The sequence below is a fragment of the Prosthecobacter sp. genome, assembly GCF_044222565.1.
GTDB lineage: Bacteria > Verrucomicrobiota > Verrucomicrobiia > Verrucomicrobiales > Verrucomicrobiaceae > Prosthecobacter.
Map to the genome: position 1 here is coordinate 100,189 of NZ_JBGANA010000006.1, position 13,156 is coordinate 113,344.

Sequence of the window (13,156 nt, forward strand, 5' to 3'; positions counted from 1 at the left end):
CATGATCTGCCGCCGCCGCTTTTTTCTTCTGACCCTCTGCCTATGCCTTCTTGGTCTCGCCGCCTGCGATTCTTCGGACACGGCGCCGCTGCCGCTGAATTTGTATGAGTGCGATGCGGGGGAGGCGGCAGTGCGGCATGTGATCGGTGCGCTGCCGGATTTGAATCCGGGGGTGGCGAAGAGCTATTCGATCGTGCTGGGGGAGATCAACCGGGATGGGATGACGCCGGCGAGCGATGCCTTCACGAAACGATTTGAGGATCTGAAGCTGAAGTTTGTGAACGCTCAGAATCTGAAGGACATCGAGCCGAACCATACGATCGCGGATCCTGAGACGCGGCTGCCGGCGTTTGTGCTTCAACTGCGCAAGCTGCAGCCGACGAGTGCGAGCACGTGGGAGGCTGAGGCGGGGTGGAGCTACAAGAAGGAATTTGAGCGGCTGAAGCTGAGCCTGGAGGTGAAGGATGGGAAGACGAGTGTGGTGAAGGCGGAGAAGCTGGAGGGGTCCGCGAAGTAGCGGAGGAAGGAGCGTTCGGTTTGCCGGAGAGGGGCAGAGTTTTCCAGAGGGGGTAGCCGAACGAGGGAAAAGAGGGGAAAAAAGGTGGTGGGCAGAGTGGCCGTCTTTTTCTCTTTTTGGGAGCTGATGGCACAGGTGCGATGCAGCGGGTTAGGGAGGAGTGTGGGTGATGGGTGTTTGCGGTGCGCTGAGCGACAGACAGGAGTGTCTATCGTACTTCCGGAGACTGCGTCGTGGGCAAGCTTGTGGAGCGGGGTGCTGCCGAAGCTGCTAGACTGCACTTTTCACGCTCCCGATATACACAGGCGGTGAGATAAAGCGGGATTTTGATTCCGCGACGGTAACGACTCGGTATCGGAATACCGAGCTACAAAAAGGCGTGCCATGCGCTATACGAGAACTCTCTGCGAGTGTGAGAATGCTATCCGCTGCCGAGCAAGCCGATATGGGGATAGCGCGGGAGAAGGGCGTTTGCGGAGCGCTGGGCGACAGACAGGAGTGTCTATCGTACTTCCGGAGGCGGGTCAGTTGTGGTGGGAGGCGCCGTCTTCGACGTTGTCGACGTCCATCTGGCGGACGCGTTTGCGGTCGCGCTCGTTTTGCACGGCGGTGCGGAGTTTTTCGCGGACGTCTTCCACGTGAGGGATGGCGCGCATGGCGAGGGTTGGGGTGGTGGCGTCCGAGGTGATGAGGGTCATGTTTCCCAGACCGACGAGGCGCAGCAGGAAGGGCTGGTCCATGGTGTAGTCACGCACCCGGAAGAGCTCCATTTCATCGGTCTTTTTGTTGAGGATGCCGGAGCGGATGCGCAGGCGCTGGCTGGTGAGCTCATAGGTGGTGCACTTGGTGGCCCACCAGCGGAAGAGCCACATGAAGAGGGGGATGACGAGGGCGACGTAGCTTATGGCGCCGATGCCACCTGTGACCATGCCGAACATGGTGGCCGCCACGCCGATGCCGGCGGCGAGAAGGATGCAGAAGAAGTAGTACCAGAAGTGCACCCACTGCGAGGTGTGACCTGACCAGAGACTGACTTCTGCCGGAGCGGCGGGAATGGGGGGATCTACGGGGGACATGATGTGCGGGGTGTTGGAGTTGACGGATGCGGTCGGGAAAAATCAGAGCAGCGCCTTGATATCGTCCAGCGCCTGCTTGGTGCGCTTAATGCCTTCGATTTCGGTGTGCTTGTCGCCTTCGTATTCGATGCCGATGTAGCCGTTGTAGCCGGCTTTGACGACGATGTTGATGAGGCGCTCGAAGTCGAGTGTCATCTCACGGCCTTCGCGGCGGTCTTCGGTGTAGAATTTGCCGGCACCGGTGTCCCAGTCATAGGCTTTGGCGCTCATGCCTTTTTTGACCCAGGGCATGAACTCGCGCAGGCCCTTGTAGGGGTTGTAGAGCTCGCCTTTGACGCGGTCGGTGTAGAAGTTGCCGAAGTCGGGGAGGATGCCGACGCGGGCGTGGTCCGCGGCTTTCATGACGCCGGTGAGCCAGAGGCCGTTGCTGGAGAGGCCGCCGTGATTTTCAACGACGACGAAGAGGCCGCGTTTGTCGCCTTCGACGCAGAGGCGATGGAGGCCGTCGGCGGCGAGTTTCATCTGCTCGTCCCAGCTGAGCTTGGGATCGCTGGCGGCGTTCACGCGGATGCTGTGGCAGCCGAGGGTCTTGGCGGCGTCGAGCCACTTGAGGTGGTTTTCGACGGTCTTGGCGCGCTTGGCTTCATCGGGGTCGCCGAGATTGCCTTCGCGGTCGCACATGATGAGGAGGCCCTGGACGCCTTCGCCGTCCTGGCGCTTTTTCATTTCGGCGAGGTATGCGGCATCGGTGGCTTTGTCGAAGAACATCTGGTTCACGTACTCGACGCCGTCGATGCCGAGGCTGCGGGCGATTTTGCAGAAGTCGAGGTGCTGGTGGCGCTCGGCGCTGCCTTTGCCGAAGATGCCTTTGTTGAGGGACCACTCGGCGAGGGAGATTTTGAAGGGCTCTTTTTTGTCAGCGGCGAGAAGGGGGCGGGAGCCTGCGGTGGCGACGGCGGCGGAGACGAGCTGGAGAAAGTGGCGGCGGGAGGAGGTGCGGGAACTCATGGGTATGATGTGCCGCACTATGACGTGGGGTGATGTGAAAGCTCCAGCGGAATTTTTGGGGCTGGTTTGTAACGGGAGGGCGTGAGGTAGCGATGGTTAACACGCCGGAGTGGATGGCCGAAAAAGGGAAAAGAGGGGAAAAAATGAGGCGGGATTTGAGGCTGGGGATGGCCGGAGATTTACACCGCAAGAGATTTGATAAACGCAGAGATTCCAGATTTGAGGGCCTACGGAATACGCGGAAGGCGGAGCTAGCCTGGGACGATGAAGTGGCGCTGAGTTTTTGGCGGTTCAGAGTTCGGGCAAAAAAATTAGGGGCAAAAAGATTTTTACCGGAGGTATGAATGGGCACGAATGGGCACGAATGACCGCGAACCAAGCGCGAATGGCGCTGGGCTGGAAGAGAATGACCGGAGACGCGGAGGCCTTTTGGGCGGGGCCTTAAGCGGCTTTGCGCTCCACGCGCTTACGGAGCATGGCGGCGCGCTCGCCTTTGACGACACCTTCGTTGATGGTGACGCCGCGAACGTCCATGCGGCTGGGGACGTCATACATGACGTCGAGCATGATGCGCTCGAAAATGCTGCGCAGGCCGCGAGCGCCGGTGCCGCGGGTGACGGCCTCCTTGGACATGGCGAGCATGGCATCGCGGGTGATGGAAAGCTCGACGCCGTCCATGTTCATGAGCTTGGCGTACTGCTTGATCAGGGCGTTTTTTGGCTCGGTCAGCACGCGCATAAGCTCCTGCTCGGTGAGTGATTCGAGCGAGCAAATGACAGGGAGACGACCGATGAATTCTGGGATGAGGCCGAAGGAGAGGAGGTCCTCGGGCTCGACCTGAGACGCGAGCTTGCCAGCCTCGGGTTTCGCCAGGTGCGCATTGCCAAAGCCCATGGTCTTGCCGCCGCGGCGGCGCTCCATCATCTTGTCGAGGCCCACAAAGGCGCCGCCGCAGATGAAGAGGATGTTCTCGGTATTGACCTGGATGTACTCCTGCTGCGGGTGCTTGCGACCGCCCTGGGGTGGAACGTTGCAGACAGTGCCTTCGATGATTTTGAGGAGGGCCTGCTGGACGCCTTCGCCGGAGACGTCGCGGGTGATGCTGACGTTTTCGGTCTTGCGGCCGATCTTGTCGATTTCATCGATGTAAACGATGCCCATCTCGGCGCGCGCGACATCGTAGTCGGCGGCCTGGAGGAGGCGGAGGACGATGTTTTCCACGTCCTCGCCGACGTAGCCGGCTTCTGTGAGGGTGGTGGCATCTGCGATGCTGAAGGGGACATTGAGAATGCGGGCGAGGGTCTTGGCGAGCAGTGTTTTGCCGCAGCCGGTGGGGCCCATGAGCAGCACATTGCTCTTCTCGATCTCGACGTCATTCGGGTCTGGCAGAGGCGTCGCCACCTTGCGGGCGCCGCTGCTGGCACGGGTGGCCTGCTGCTGCGTGTGGAGAATGCGTTTGTAGTGATTGTGCACCGCGACGCTGAGGACTTTCTTCGCCTGGGGCTGGCCGATCACGTGCTGATCAAGCAGGGCCGCGATGTCCGCAGGGCGCGGCACGAGCAGCGAGGGGCCGCTTTCGGAATCGATGGAGGTTTCCTTGTCGAGGATGTTTTTGCAGACGTGAATGCAGTTGTCACAAATATACACCCCCGGACCTGCAATGAGTTTTTTGACCTCTGCATGGCTTTTGCCGCAGAAGGAGCAGAGAGTGACGTTGGAACCGCGTGCCATGATTTTTGGGGATGTTGTAATGTCGCACGGAAGCGGGAGGCACGTCAAGGTGCTTCCACCGAGCGCAAAACAACCTGTTGTTTGTCATTACGTCCATACCGCGCGTTGAGTTTTACTCCAAAGAACTTTTGCGGGACCCAGACACTGTCCCGAGCCGTGAGAGCGAGAGGCCTGTCCGCGGGTAAGTGTCCCTTTAGGTTTTGGACATCGCCAAGCGGGCTGGCTTTCTCCCAGGAGCCGGTGCCGAGGCCTGCAATGATAGCACCGGGAGGGACGGTGGCGGGATCGAGCAGCCACGCGCGAGGCACCAGCGCCTGCAGGGCTGTGAAGTGCCGCTGCCGCAGTTCCTGCCGCCAGAACGCACGCAAGGCCGGGAGATGCAGCAGCGCATGCTCCAGCGGAGATGCAGCCAGCGCTGCGCTGCCGCCGCCAAGCTCCAGCTTCATGGAATCAGGCGAGTGATCAAACGACAGCCATAAGTCGTCTGTTGCCGCAGGGGCGGGCGCGAGAGACAGCCAGTGGTTTAAAAAGTCCCCCAGCTCTCCGGCGATGCGGCCCTTGGTCACGCGGGCCTGCAGCACCTTGCGCGCCGCGATCCAGCGCAGCACGCGATAACCGGCAGACTCGACCGCTTTGCGCTGCGATCGTGGGAGTTCTGCGATGGGGTCGGGTTTCATGTAAAGCTGTGCTTAAAGCTGTCCTAATAGCAGACAGGCATCCGTCAAAACGAGAGATTGCGGCAAAAAGATGTTTATGGTATTTATAGAACGGTGTCACCCCCTTTCCGCCATCGTCTTTGCTTACGCCTGAAGAACCAGACGGCGGCCGGCTTTTCCATTGTGGAAATGCTCACCGTCATCTGTCTGGTGGGGATTCTCAGCAGCGTGGCGCTCGGGTGGTATGGCGGCAACAATCAGGAGGCGATGGAACGCGTGATCAGCCAGCGCAACGCGCAGGAGATCGTTTCCCTGGGCGTTTGCGCCACGATGGGCGGGGCGGAATTCATTGTGCCCGGAGACAAGCATGCCACGGCCGTCAACCTCGTCGTGGGTGTCACGGGGCAGCAGGGCATGTGGAAGGACAAAATTTTCCGCCTCAACAACCTGAGGGCCGCTGATCTGCCGCAGGCGCTGACCTTTGTGAAATTTGAGGCTGATCTGCTGCTCTACGATCCTGAAGGGAAGCAGCCCTGATTTTGGTCAGTCGGCGCGCACTTCCAAGGTGATGGTGGCGGGCAGCTTTGAGGCGTCCACAGGATGATTCGCCGCAGGCTCATCGGCAAAGATCACCACGATTTCACGGATGCCGCCGAGTTCGTGCGCCTTCTGCTCCTTCAGCACCCAGTTTTGCACAAACTTCGCCACAGAAAGGCGGCTCGCTTCACGCACATGGTGGATCTTTCCTGGAGCGGCGGCACGCGCCTCCAAGATCGAGGTCAGGCCTTTCTCCAGTGCGGCCAGGTTCTCCGCCGCATTGAAGCGGAACCAGCCTGCCTCGGATTTTTTTTCCATCGTGTCAGAGCGCACCGCAGGAGGAAGGGAGGGCCGGATGTTTGGAGCGATGACCGTGCAGCGACCGTTCTCGATGTGCATGTCCCATTCGTCAGATAGCTTGAGATGGTAGCGAAAGACCACCATGGCCCGGATCTCCGCCACGGAGGTGCCGAGGTAAACGGCGTCGTTGAAGAGTGTCTTCGTGTCGTACTTGGTGACGGTCTCCTCCGAGTCCAGCGTGGCCAGTTCCAGCACGTCCCCGTGGGTGGAGACGATGCGTCTCACGTTTTCACGGAAGGTGTGGGCGATGGTGTGCTTCTGAAAGTGCTCCGCAAGCCACTTCAAACCCAATCCCGAGTCCATGGCCTTCCATACCACGATGCCGCCAACGATGACGAGCGCGATGAACGTCAGGCCCAACAGGCCAAAACAACCCAGACGGCGGCGGGGAGCAGGTGCTGGATTTGGTTCAGACATGCGATGAGAGGAGTTTGCAACAACCTGCAAACATGCCGCCTCGGACTTCCGCTGCCAATTACGAATCTGGCAAATTCCTAGAATCGACGGGCTCCCGCGTGAGTTGGTGTTAAGCGAGGGCGAAGGCTCATTCGAAAGGACGGAAAGGACCCAAAGGACCCAAAGGACCCAAAGGACCCAAAGGACCCAAAGGACTGAAAGGACCCAAAGGACTGAAAGGACCCAAAGGACGCAGCGCACCACGAGAGCCAAATATTTGGGCACTGTTCATGCATAAGTCCTGTTTCACGGCACATGGCGCAGCATCCACCCGGCCATTTCTGCGTAGATCGGGAAATCGGTGACCAGGACGTTGTCATGATCCGCGCCGGGTATTTCGATCCAGCGTTTTTCGATGTCTGCGGGCAGGGCCGCGTAGAGGCGGCGTCCGCACTCGATGGGGATCACACGGTCTGCGGTGCCATGCGCGACCAGCACGGGACATTTGAGCTGAGGAACCAGCGCGATGGAATTGGCGGCCTCGATTTTCATGCCCGTCTTCCATTCAAACAACGGACCGGTGAGGCTGCGCAGACCCGCACCGGCCCAGGCACCGAGCATGCTCGCGGCCTGATTGCGCACTGCGTTGTCCAGATTATCAAAGGTGGAGACGAGCACCATGGCACGCCATGGCACTTCATGCTTCACCACGGCCTGGATGCTGACCGCGCCGCCCATGGACATGCCCATGATGCCCGCGGGCTGGGGATCAAAGCCGAACTTTGCGGCGGCTTCGCGCAAGGCCATGGCGGGGAGGTGGAACTCCTTCACACCATAACAGGCGGTGGTGCCGGGGTGGTCTCCATGCGCGGGGAGATCGAGCAGAACGCAGCGAAAACCAATGGCGCAGAATCGCTCCGCGATAAGGAGGTAATCTTCCTTCCGCCCGCGACGACCGTGCACGAGGACGAGAGTGCCGAGGATCTTTGCGGGCGGGGGCAGCGCGATGTTTTTCTTTTGAAGCTGCTCGCGGATCACCTGCCCACGTTTTCCCACCTGCCCGTCCGGGAGAGGCTCGCACATCAGGCAGGGCGTGCCATCTGAGCAGGCGAAGGATTTCAGCAGGACACCATGGGCCGCGGGATTGGCGAGGAATTCATGATGGTAATCCTGCAAGGGGCGGCGAGTCGGATGCGCGAGCTGATCCGCCGCCAGCCATGCGGCCAGAGGTGGCACCAGCAGCAGCACAGCCCCCAGCACGAATCGTTTTCTTTTCACGGGCGGATGATGAGCGGGATTGTGCGAGGTGCCAATCAGGTTATGATCGGCGCCTGAAAATCATGACCTATTCAGCGCTTCTTCGATTTTTCGTCATCGCACTGCCCGTCCTGCTGGCGGCCTGCGCCAAGCCCGCCTATCAGGCACGGGGTTATGCCTCCTACATCGCGGACCAGTATGCCGGCCACTACACCACTTCCGGTGAGATTTATCAGCCGCAGGGCTGGACTGCGGCGCATAACACCCTGCCCTTTGGCACGGTGGTCAAAGTGAAGAACAACTACAACGGCCGCAGCGTGAACGTGACCGTCAACGACCGCTTCCCCTATTATCCAAACCGGGTCATCAATCTCTCCCGCAGGGCCGCTGAGTACATTCAGATCCCGTATCATCAGCTGAGCGATGTGACGGTTACAGCCGACACCCTTCCCTCGGGTGCAGCGCCGGCCCAGGGATATGCGGCGGCACCGTCCTCCAGCTATGGCGCTCCGGCTTCGTACAACACGCCCCCGCCCACCAGCTACAGGACTCCGACACCGGCCAGACCCAAAGCCCGGACGAACAGCTACACGGCACCGGCACCCCAAACCTACCGCCCGGCTCCAGCTCCAACCTACCGCAGCAATCCCACGACCATTCCCCCTGCGGGCTCAGGCACCATGGCGCCTCCGGCCGGCCTGCCGCCTCCGCCACCCGGGTATGGCGGGAGATAAGCCTAGGGGCAGGCAGAAAGTATTTTTTTCTGCCACACTCCGGCTGCGGGCGTCCATATCCACGGTGCATGGCACTTACCTCCGACTCTGAAGCCCCCAATGACTCCGACCTGGCCCGCAAGGTGGAGAGCGGAGATGATGCCGCCTTTCGCACGCTCATGCAGCGGCATCTGCAGCCGCTGCGCGGATTCCTCGCCCTGCGTGCTCCCGTGCCGGACCTGATTGATGAAGTGGCGCATGACGCCTTTGTGTTTGCGTATCAAAACATCTGCGACTTCAGCGAAGGCTCGCTGCAGCCATGGCTGCGCAGCATCGCGCACAATATCCTGCGCGACCGCCTCAAGGCCTATGCGCGCGAGTGCGTCAAACACGAGCGGTATTCCGAACAGGTGCGCTGGGAGATGGCGCTGGAGGCTTCCGACAAACCCGTGAGTGCGGAGTCGGACCACCTCGCGGTCTGCCTGGAAAAGCTCCGCCATCATCAGCGCACGATCGTTGACCTCCGCTACGAGAAGCAGCTCAGCAGCGAGGAGATCGCACAGCGCACCGGGCGCAGCACGCTGGCGGTGCGCACGCTGCTGATGCGTGTGCGCCAGCAGCTGCGCAAGTGCATTGAATCCCAACTGGAGCAACGCCCCGCATGAACTCCGACGAAGCCATCGACAAAGCCCTGGAAGGGGTGCTCTCCGAGCAGGAGTGGCGGGTGCTGATGAGCGACCCGGACACGCTCAAGGAGCTGGAACTGCAGCTCGGCATGGACGCGCTGCTGCGCCTGGAACTGGAAAAGAGCGAGACACCCGCGGCATTGCAGAGCGCCATCGAGGCCAGTGTGAATGTGGCCCCCATCGATGACCTGATGCGCAGCATCGAGGCGGCGACAATCGGCCGTCGCCAGCGCCGCTGGTTCCACGCGCTGCCGCGATGGACCACTGCGGCTGCGGCATTGCTGATCGGCCTTCTCGGCGGCACAGTGATGTGGCCGCGGGCGTTTCTGTGGCTGGACCTCGGGCCGACGGTGGCCCAGCGTACCGGCAAGCGCGTGATCATGGACGGCCACGTGATCGCAAATCCACCGGCACCGCCTGTCGTGGTGAAGATCGAGCCCGTGCAGGCTCCACCCACGCCAACCGCCTTGCCTGCGCCAACTCCACCGATGCCGTCTGTGCAGATGGTGGAAAAGATCCCTGAAGTTGCACCCACGCCGCCGACATCGCCACCTGTGGCACCGGCCATGGCAGTTGCAGAGAAAATGCCGGAGCCAGCCCCCGCGCCACCCATCCCTGCCTCCGAGCCTCCCGCTCCGGCACCGGAGAAACGAGAGACTGGCAAGGTCCCCTCCAAGAGCTTCGCTTCGAAACCTGTGCAGGACATGACAGCGGAAATGGCGGACACTTCCGGCAAGGTCAATTTTGAAAAGCAGGTGCTGCCGATTTTGGAACGCTCCTGCTTTGAATGCCACAACAGCGAGATGAAGAAGCCGAAGGGCGGCATCCGCCTGGATGATCTGGAAGCGATTCGCGAAAAGAGCCAGACGGACAATCTCGTGCTGCCGCACAAGGCTTCCAAGAGCACACTGGTGAAATCCATCTCCCGCAAGGCTGGAGATGACGAGCTCATGCCGCCGGCCAACGATGGCAAGCCGCTGAGCGCCGAGGAGATCGCGCTCATCCGCCGCTGGGTGGAGGAAGGCGCGAACTTTGGTGCATGGACCTCGGCGCGCTCCAAGGAAGTCACGATCACTACGCTGAACGAGACCGTTGACCTGGCGCATCTGCAATCCGTGGCAGCGCGCATTGACCAGCTCATCGAGCAGGATCTCAGCAAGCACGCGGAAGAACCCCGCCCGATGGCGAATGAACACACCTGGCTGCGCCGCGTGTATCTCGATCTGGTGGGCCGCATTCCCACCAGCGATGAAACCAAACGATTCATCGCCGCGAAGGAGAAGGACAAACGCGGCCGCCTTGTGAGTGAGCTGCTGGCCTCCAACGGCCACATCAGCCACATGTTCAACTTCTGGTGCGATTTGCTGCGTGCCAAGGACCGCCTCGCGGAAGAGGTGCAGGGAGATTTTTACCTCGCGTGGATCAAGCAGAGTGTGCGTGACAACAAGCCGTTTGATCAATGGACACGCGAATTGCTCAGCCCGGAAGGCTACGGCTGGCGTGCACCCGCGGCGGGCTACTACCTGCGGGATGGCGAGAACCGTGCGGCGAACATCGAGAGCACCGCGACGCTTTTTCTCGGGACGCAGATTTCCTGCGCCCAGTGCCATGACCACCCTTACAACCGCTGGACGCGCAAAGACTACCATCAGTTCCTTGCGTGGACCTCCGGCATCCGAACCGCGAGCAAGGAAGAGGCCGTGGGCGCGGTGGATGAAAAGGAGATCCGCGAGGCCGTGGAGCACTACAACAAACTGGCGAACGCCAAGATGGACTATGATTACGAGCGGAAGGAGAAGTACAAACGCATCCGCGATGCCCTGCTGGCCCTGCAGCGCGCCGCGGGTGGCGCAGGTGTGGTCAATGGCGAGGGCACACCGGCCAAGCTTCCTGACGATTACCAGTACAACGATGGCAAGCCCGGCGAGGTCATCCCTGCCGCCGTGCTGTATGGCGCACAGCCGCCTGCCACTGCGCGGCCTGCGGACACGCTGGCCTCGTGGGTCACAGGGCCGAACAACACGCGCTTCAGCCTCACGCTGGCCAACCGTCTGTGGGCCAAGCTCTTCGGCCTGCCGTTTGCCGGTCGTGTGGATCAGGTGCGCGAAGTGGCGGACTGCGCCAACCCTGACCTCGCGCAGTACCTGGTGAATGTGGTGCGCGAATCCAAATACGATGTGCGGCAGATCCTGCACATCATCTGCCTCACGCGGGCCTATCAACGCCAAGCCGGACTGCCGCCACAGGATGCCAATGAAGCGTATCGCTTTCCCGGGCCGGTGGTGCGGCGTTTGTCAGCAGAGCAGGTGTGGGATTCCATGATGGCGCTGGCGGTGAAGGATCTCGACTCCAAGCTCAACTTTGAAGCGCCAGGAGTGGCGGCGCTGGAGGCGGCGGTCGCCGCTAAAAAAGTCAGCGAAGTCACCGCGATGGCGCGCAAGATCGCGGCTCAGGAGGAACGCGCCCTGCAGGCCGAGGAGCGGCGCGCACGCCTGCGCAAAGACATGGCGCAGGAATTTGCCGGTGGCGGGCTGGAGCGCGCCTCCGAACTCCCGCAGCCAACGCCGGACGGCCATTTCCTGCGCATGTTTGGGCAGGGCAACCGTGACTTCATCGGCGATGGATGGAGCGCCTCCACGGTGCCTCAGGCGCTGCTCATGCTGAACAGCGATTTCTTTGACCACGTGGCGCGTTCCGGCAGCCCGCTCTCTGACAGCCTGCGCGGACTCAACAACATCAGTGAAGTCGCGCGTGGCTCCTTCCTGGCGGTGCTGACGCGTGCGCCGACGCAGAAGGAACTCGATGCCTGCAAGGAGACGCTGGGAGAGACGCGCAATGCCAAGGCGCTCGCCCGCACGCTGCTCTCCACCGCTGAATTTCTGTTTCAACAGTAATCCCCTTCCCCCCATGAAAAACCCGCTCAACCGCCTCGATGACCTCTCCCGCCGTGAGCTGATCACGCGCATGGCACGCACCTGCCTCGGCGTCAGTCTGGTGCCGCCGGTGGGGCTGGCGCGTGCTCTGGAAACGAGCGTCCCCACGCACGCGAGCCACGTGATCTATCTCTACATGCGCGGCGGCATGAGCCACATCGACACCTTTGACACGAAGCCCGATGCTCCTGACGGACATCAGGGGCCTGTGCGCACGATCAAGACGAAGGCGGATGGGCTGCAATTCTCGGGCTATTTCCCGATGCTGGCGGAGCACGCGAAGAAGATCGCCGTGGTGCGGTCCATGCACCACACGCAGGGCGCCCATGAGCCGGGCGTGTATAAAGTGCTGACCGGCTTCGAGATGTCCGCATCGATGCGTCATCCGGCCCTCGGCGCCTGGGTGGCGCGGCAGGTCACGCAAGGGCACGGCACGCTGCCTCCGTACATCCGCCTGGCGGGTCTTGCCGGTCATCCCGGCGCCGGCTTCATGGATGCACGTTATGCGCCGGTGCCCGTGCTGGATGCGGCCAAAGGGCTGGAGCACACCCAGCTGCAAAACGGCGACTCCATGACGAATCTGCGCAAGCGCAGCGGCCTGGCCGAAAAACTCAACAGCGACTTCCTCAGCCGCTATCCCATGGCCGACGTGAAGGCGCATGCGGATGTGTATGCGGACGCCATCAAGCTCATGACGAGCAAGGACCTCGAAGCCTTTGACCTCACGCAGGAAAAAAGCCGCACGCTGGAGGAATACGGCGGCGACTACTTCGGCCAGGGCCTGCTGCTGGCCCGCAGGCTGGTCGAGCACGGCACCAAATTCGTCGAGATCGAACTCGGCGGCTGGGACACGCATGAGGATAATTTTGCCAAGGTGGAATACAACGCGAGCCGCGTGGACTACGGCGTCAGCACGCTGCTGGCGGATCTGGAAGCACGCGGTCTGCTGGAGAGCACGCTGGTGGTGCTGACCACGGAGTTTGGCCGCACGCCGAAGATCGAAAAAACTGGGCGCGGGCATCATCCGATCGCGTTTTCATCGTTTATTGCGGGAGGTGGTGTGAAAGGTGGGCAGGCGTATGGCAAGACGGATGAGACTGGCACGCATGTGATTGAAAATCCTGTTACCGTGCTCGATTTCCACGCCACGATTGGCGCGCTGCTGGGCATCCCCGCACAGGAAACCATTTCAGGCGGGGGCGGCAGCTTTAGCATTTATGGCGGAACGGGTGCGAAACGTGGGGTGCCGATTGCGGCGCTGGTTTGATCAGGCGGCGATGTAGCGC

12 protein-coding genes are annotated in these 13,156 nt (G+C 61.4%); 6 read left to right on the forward strand and 6 right to left on the reverse strand.

Translation table 11 applies throughout. The annotated features are described in order from the left end of the window. Position 1: 1 nt before the first annotated feature. Entirely contained in the window at positions 2–517 is a 516-nt protein-coding gene (locus tag ACILSR_RS10600; protein WP_395749736.1) for a hypothetical protein, read from the forward strand. A gap of 524 nt (positions 518–1,041) precedes the next feature. Here ACILSR_RS10600 and ACILSR_RS10605 read toward each other — a convergent pair. The 4 genes from ACILSR_RS10605 to ACILSR_RS10620 form a co-directional block, all read right to left on the reverse strand. Next, positions 1,042–1,593: a PH domain-containing protein gene (locus ACILSR_RS10605; RefSeq protein WP_395749737.1), complete on the reverse strand. Its 552-nt coding sequence runs from the start codon at positions 1,591–1,593 to the stop codon at positions 1,042–1,044. Positions 1,594–1,635: 42 nt separating this feature from the next. Beyond that, the gene (locus ACILSR_RS10610) at positions 1,636–2,601 is read right to left on the reverse strand and encodes a sugar phosphate isomerase/epimerase family protein (RefSeq protein ID WP_395749738.1); all 966 of its coding nucleotides are present in this window, start codon (positions 2,599–2,601) and stop codon (positions 1,636–1,638) included. A 441-nt stretch (positions 2,602–3,042) separates the two neighbouring features. Continuing rightward, on the reverse strand, positions 3,043–4,332 hold the full coding sequence (clpX, locus tag ACILSR_RS10615; RefSeq protein WP_395749739.1) for an ATP-dependent Clp protease ATP-binding subunit ClpX: 1,290 nt from the start codon (positions 4,330–4,332) through the stop codon (positions 3,043–3,045). A 44-nt stretch (positions 4,333–4,376) separates the two neighbouring features. Then, positions 4,377–5,009 carry a hypothetical protein gene (locus ACILSR_RS10620; protein ID WP_395749740.1) on the reverse strand — a complete coding sequence of 211 codons (633 nt, stop codon included), beginning with the start codon at positions 5,007–5,009 and terminating at the stop codon, positions 4,377–4,379. Between the two features lie 168 nt (positions 5,010–5,177). On the opposite strand from ACILSR_RS10620, the gene ACILSR_RS10625 reads away from it, so the two are divergent. After that, complete coding sequence (locus ACILSR_RS10625; RefSeq protein WP_395749741.1) at positions 5,178–5,525, forward strand: hypothetical protein; 348 nt, start codon at positions 5,178–5,180, stop codon at positions 5,523–5,525. Positions 5,526–5,531: 6 nt separating this feature from the next. On the opposite strand, the gene ACILSR_RS10630 is transcribed toward ACILSR_RS10625, so the two are convergent. Together ACILSR_RS10630 and ACILSR_RS10635 are read right to left on the reverse strand one after the other, a co-directional pair. Then, positions 5,532–6,302, reverse strand: coding sequence for a hypothetical protein (locus ACILSR_RS10630; RefSeq protein ID WP_395749742.1), 771 nt, complete (start codon positions 6,300–6,302; stop codon positions 5,532–5,534). A gap of 285 nt (positions 6,303–6,587) precedes the next feature. Then, entirely contained in the window at positions 6,588–7,559 is a 972-nt protein-coding gene (locus tag ACILSR_RS10635; protein ID WP_395749743.1) for an alpha/beta hydrolase family protein, read from the reverse strand. Between the two features lie 62 nt (positions 7,560–7,621). Between ACILSR_RS10635 and ACILSR_RS10640 the strand changes: the two genes are divergently transcribed. The 4 genes from ACILSR_RS10640 to ACILSR_RS10655 all read left to right on the forward strand — a co-directional run bounded on the left by ACILSR_RS10640 (position 7,622) and on the right by ACILSR_RS10655 (position 13,137). Further along, complete coding sequence (locus ACILSR_RS10640; RefSeq protein ID WP_395749744.1) at positions 7,622–8,272, forward strand: septal ring lytic transglycosylase RlpA family protein; 651 nt, start codon at positions 7,622–7,624, stop codon at positions 8,270–8,272. Positions 8,273–8,340: 68 nt separating this feature from the next. Continuing rightward, the gene (locus ACILSR_RS10645) at positions 8,341–8,916 is read left to right on the forward strand and encodes an RNA polymerase sigma factor (protein ID WP_395749745.1); all 576 of its coding nucleotides are present in this window, start codon (positions 8,341–8,343) and stop codon (positions 8,914–8,916) included. Continuing rightward, the gene (locus tag ACILSR_RS10650) at positions 8,913–11,831 is read left to right on the forward strand and encodes a DUF1549 domain-containing protein (protein ID WP_395749746.1); all 2,919 of its coding nucleotides are present in this window, start codon (positions 8,913–8,915) and stop codon (positions 11,829–11,831) included. The genes ACILSR_RS10645 and ACILSR_RS10650 overlap by 4 nt, the downstream gene beginning before the upstream one ends. A gap of 13 nt (positions 11,832–11,844) precedes the next feature. After that, positions 11,845–13,137 (forward strand): DUF1501 domain-containing protein, encoded by a 1,293-nt coding sequence (locus ACILSR_RS10655; protein WP_395749747.1) that lies wholly within the window; start codon positions 11,845–11,847, stop codon positions 13,135–13,137. Positions 13,138–13,156: the final 19 nt, after the last annotated feature.

Excerpts from the sequence above, each read along its gene's own strand:
- ACILSR_RS10600 (WP_395749736.1), top strand. The coding sequence starts at position 2 with ATGATCTGCCGCCGCCGCTTTTTTCTTCTGACCCTCTGCCTATGCCTT.
- ACILSR_RS10605 (WP_395749737.1), bottom strand. The coding sequence starts at position 1,593 with ATGTCCCCCGTAGATCCCCCCATTCCCGCCGCTCCGGCAGAAGTCAGT.
- ACILSR_RS10610 (WP_395749738.1), bottom strand. The coding sequence starts at position 2,601 with ATGAGTTCCCGCACCTCCTCCCGCCGCCACTTTCTCCAGCTCGTCTCC.
- clpX (WP_395749739.1), bottom strand. The coding sequence starts at position 4,332 with ATGGCACGCGGTTCCAACGTCACTCTCTGCTCCTTCTGCGGCAAAAGC.
- ACILSR_RS10620 (WP_395749740.1), bottom strand. The coding sequence starts at position 5,009 with ATGAAACCCGACCCCATCGCAGAACTCCCACGATCGCAGCGCAAAGCG.
- ACILSR_RS10625 (WP_395749741.1), top strand. The coding sequence starts at position 5,178 with ATGCTCACCGTCATCTGTCTGGTGGGGATTCTCAGCAGCGTGGCGCTC.
- ACILSR_RS10630 (WP_395749742.1), bottom strand. The coding sequence starts at position 6,302 with ATGTCTGAACCAAATCCAGCACCTGCTCCCCGCCGCCGTCTGGGTTGT.
- ACILSR_RS10640 (WP_395749744.1), top strand. The coding sequence starts at position 7,622 with ATGACCTATTCAGCGCTTCTTCGATTTTTCGTCATCGCACTGCCCGTC.
- ACILSR_RS10645 (WP_395749745.1), top strand. The coding sequence starts at position 8,341 with ATGGCACTTACCTCCGACTCTGAAGCCCCCAATGACTCCGACCTGGCC.
- ACILSR_RS10650 (WP_395749746.1), top strand. The coding sequence starts at position 8,913 with ATGAACTCCGACGAAGCCATCGACAAAGCCCTGGAAGGGGTGCTCTCC.
- ACILSR_RS10655 (WP_395749747.1), top strand. The coding sequence starts at position 11,845 with ATGAAAAACCCGCTCAACCGCCTCGATGACCTCTCCCGCCGTGAGCTG.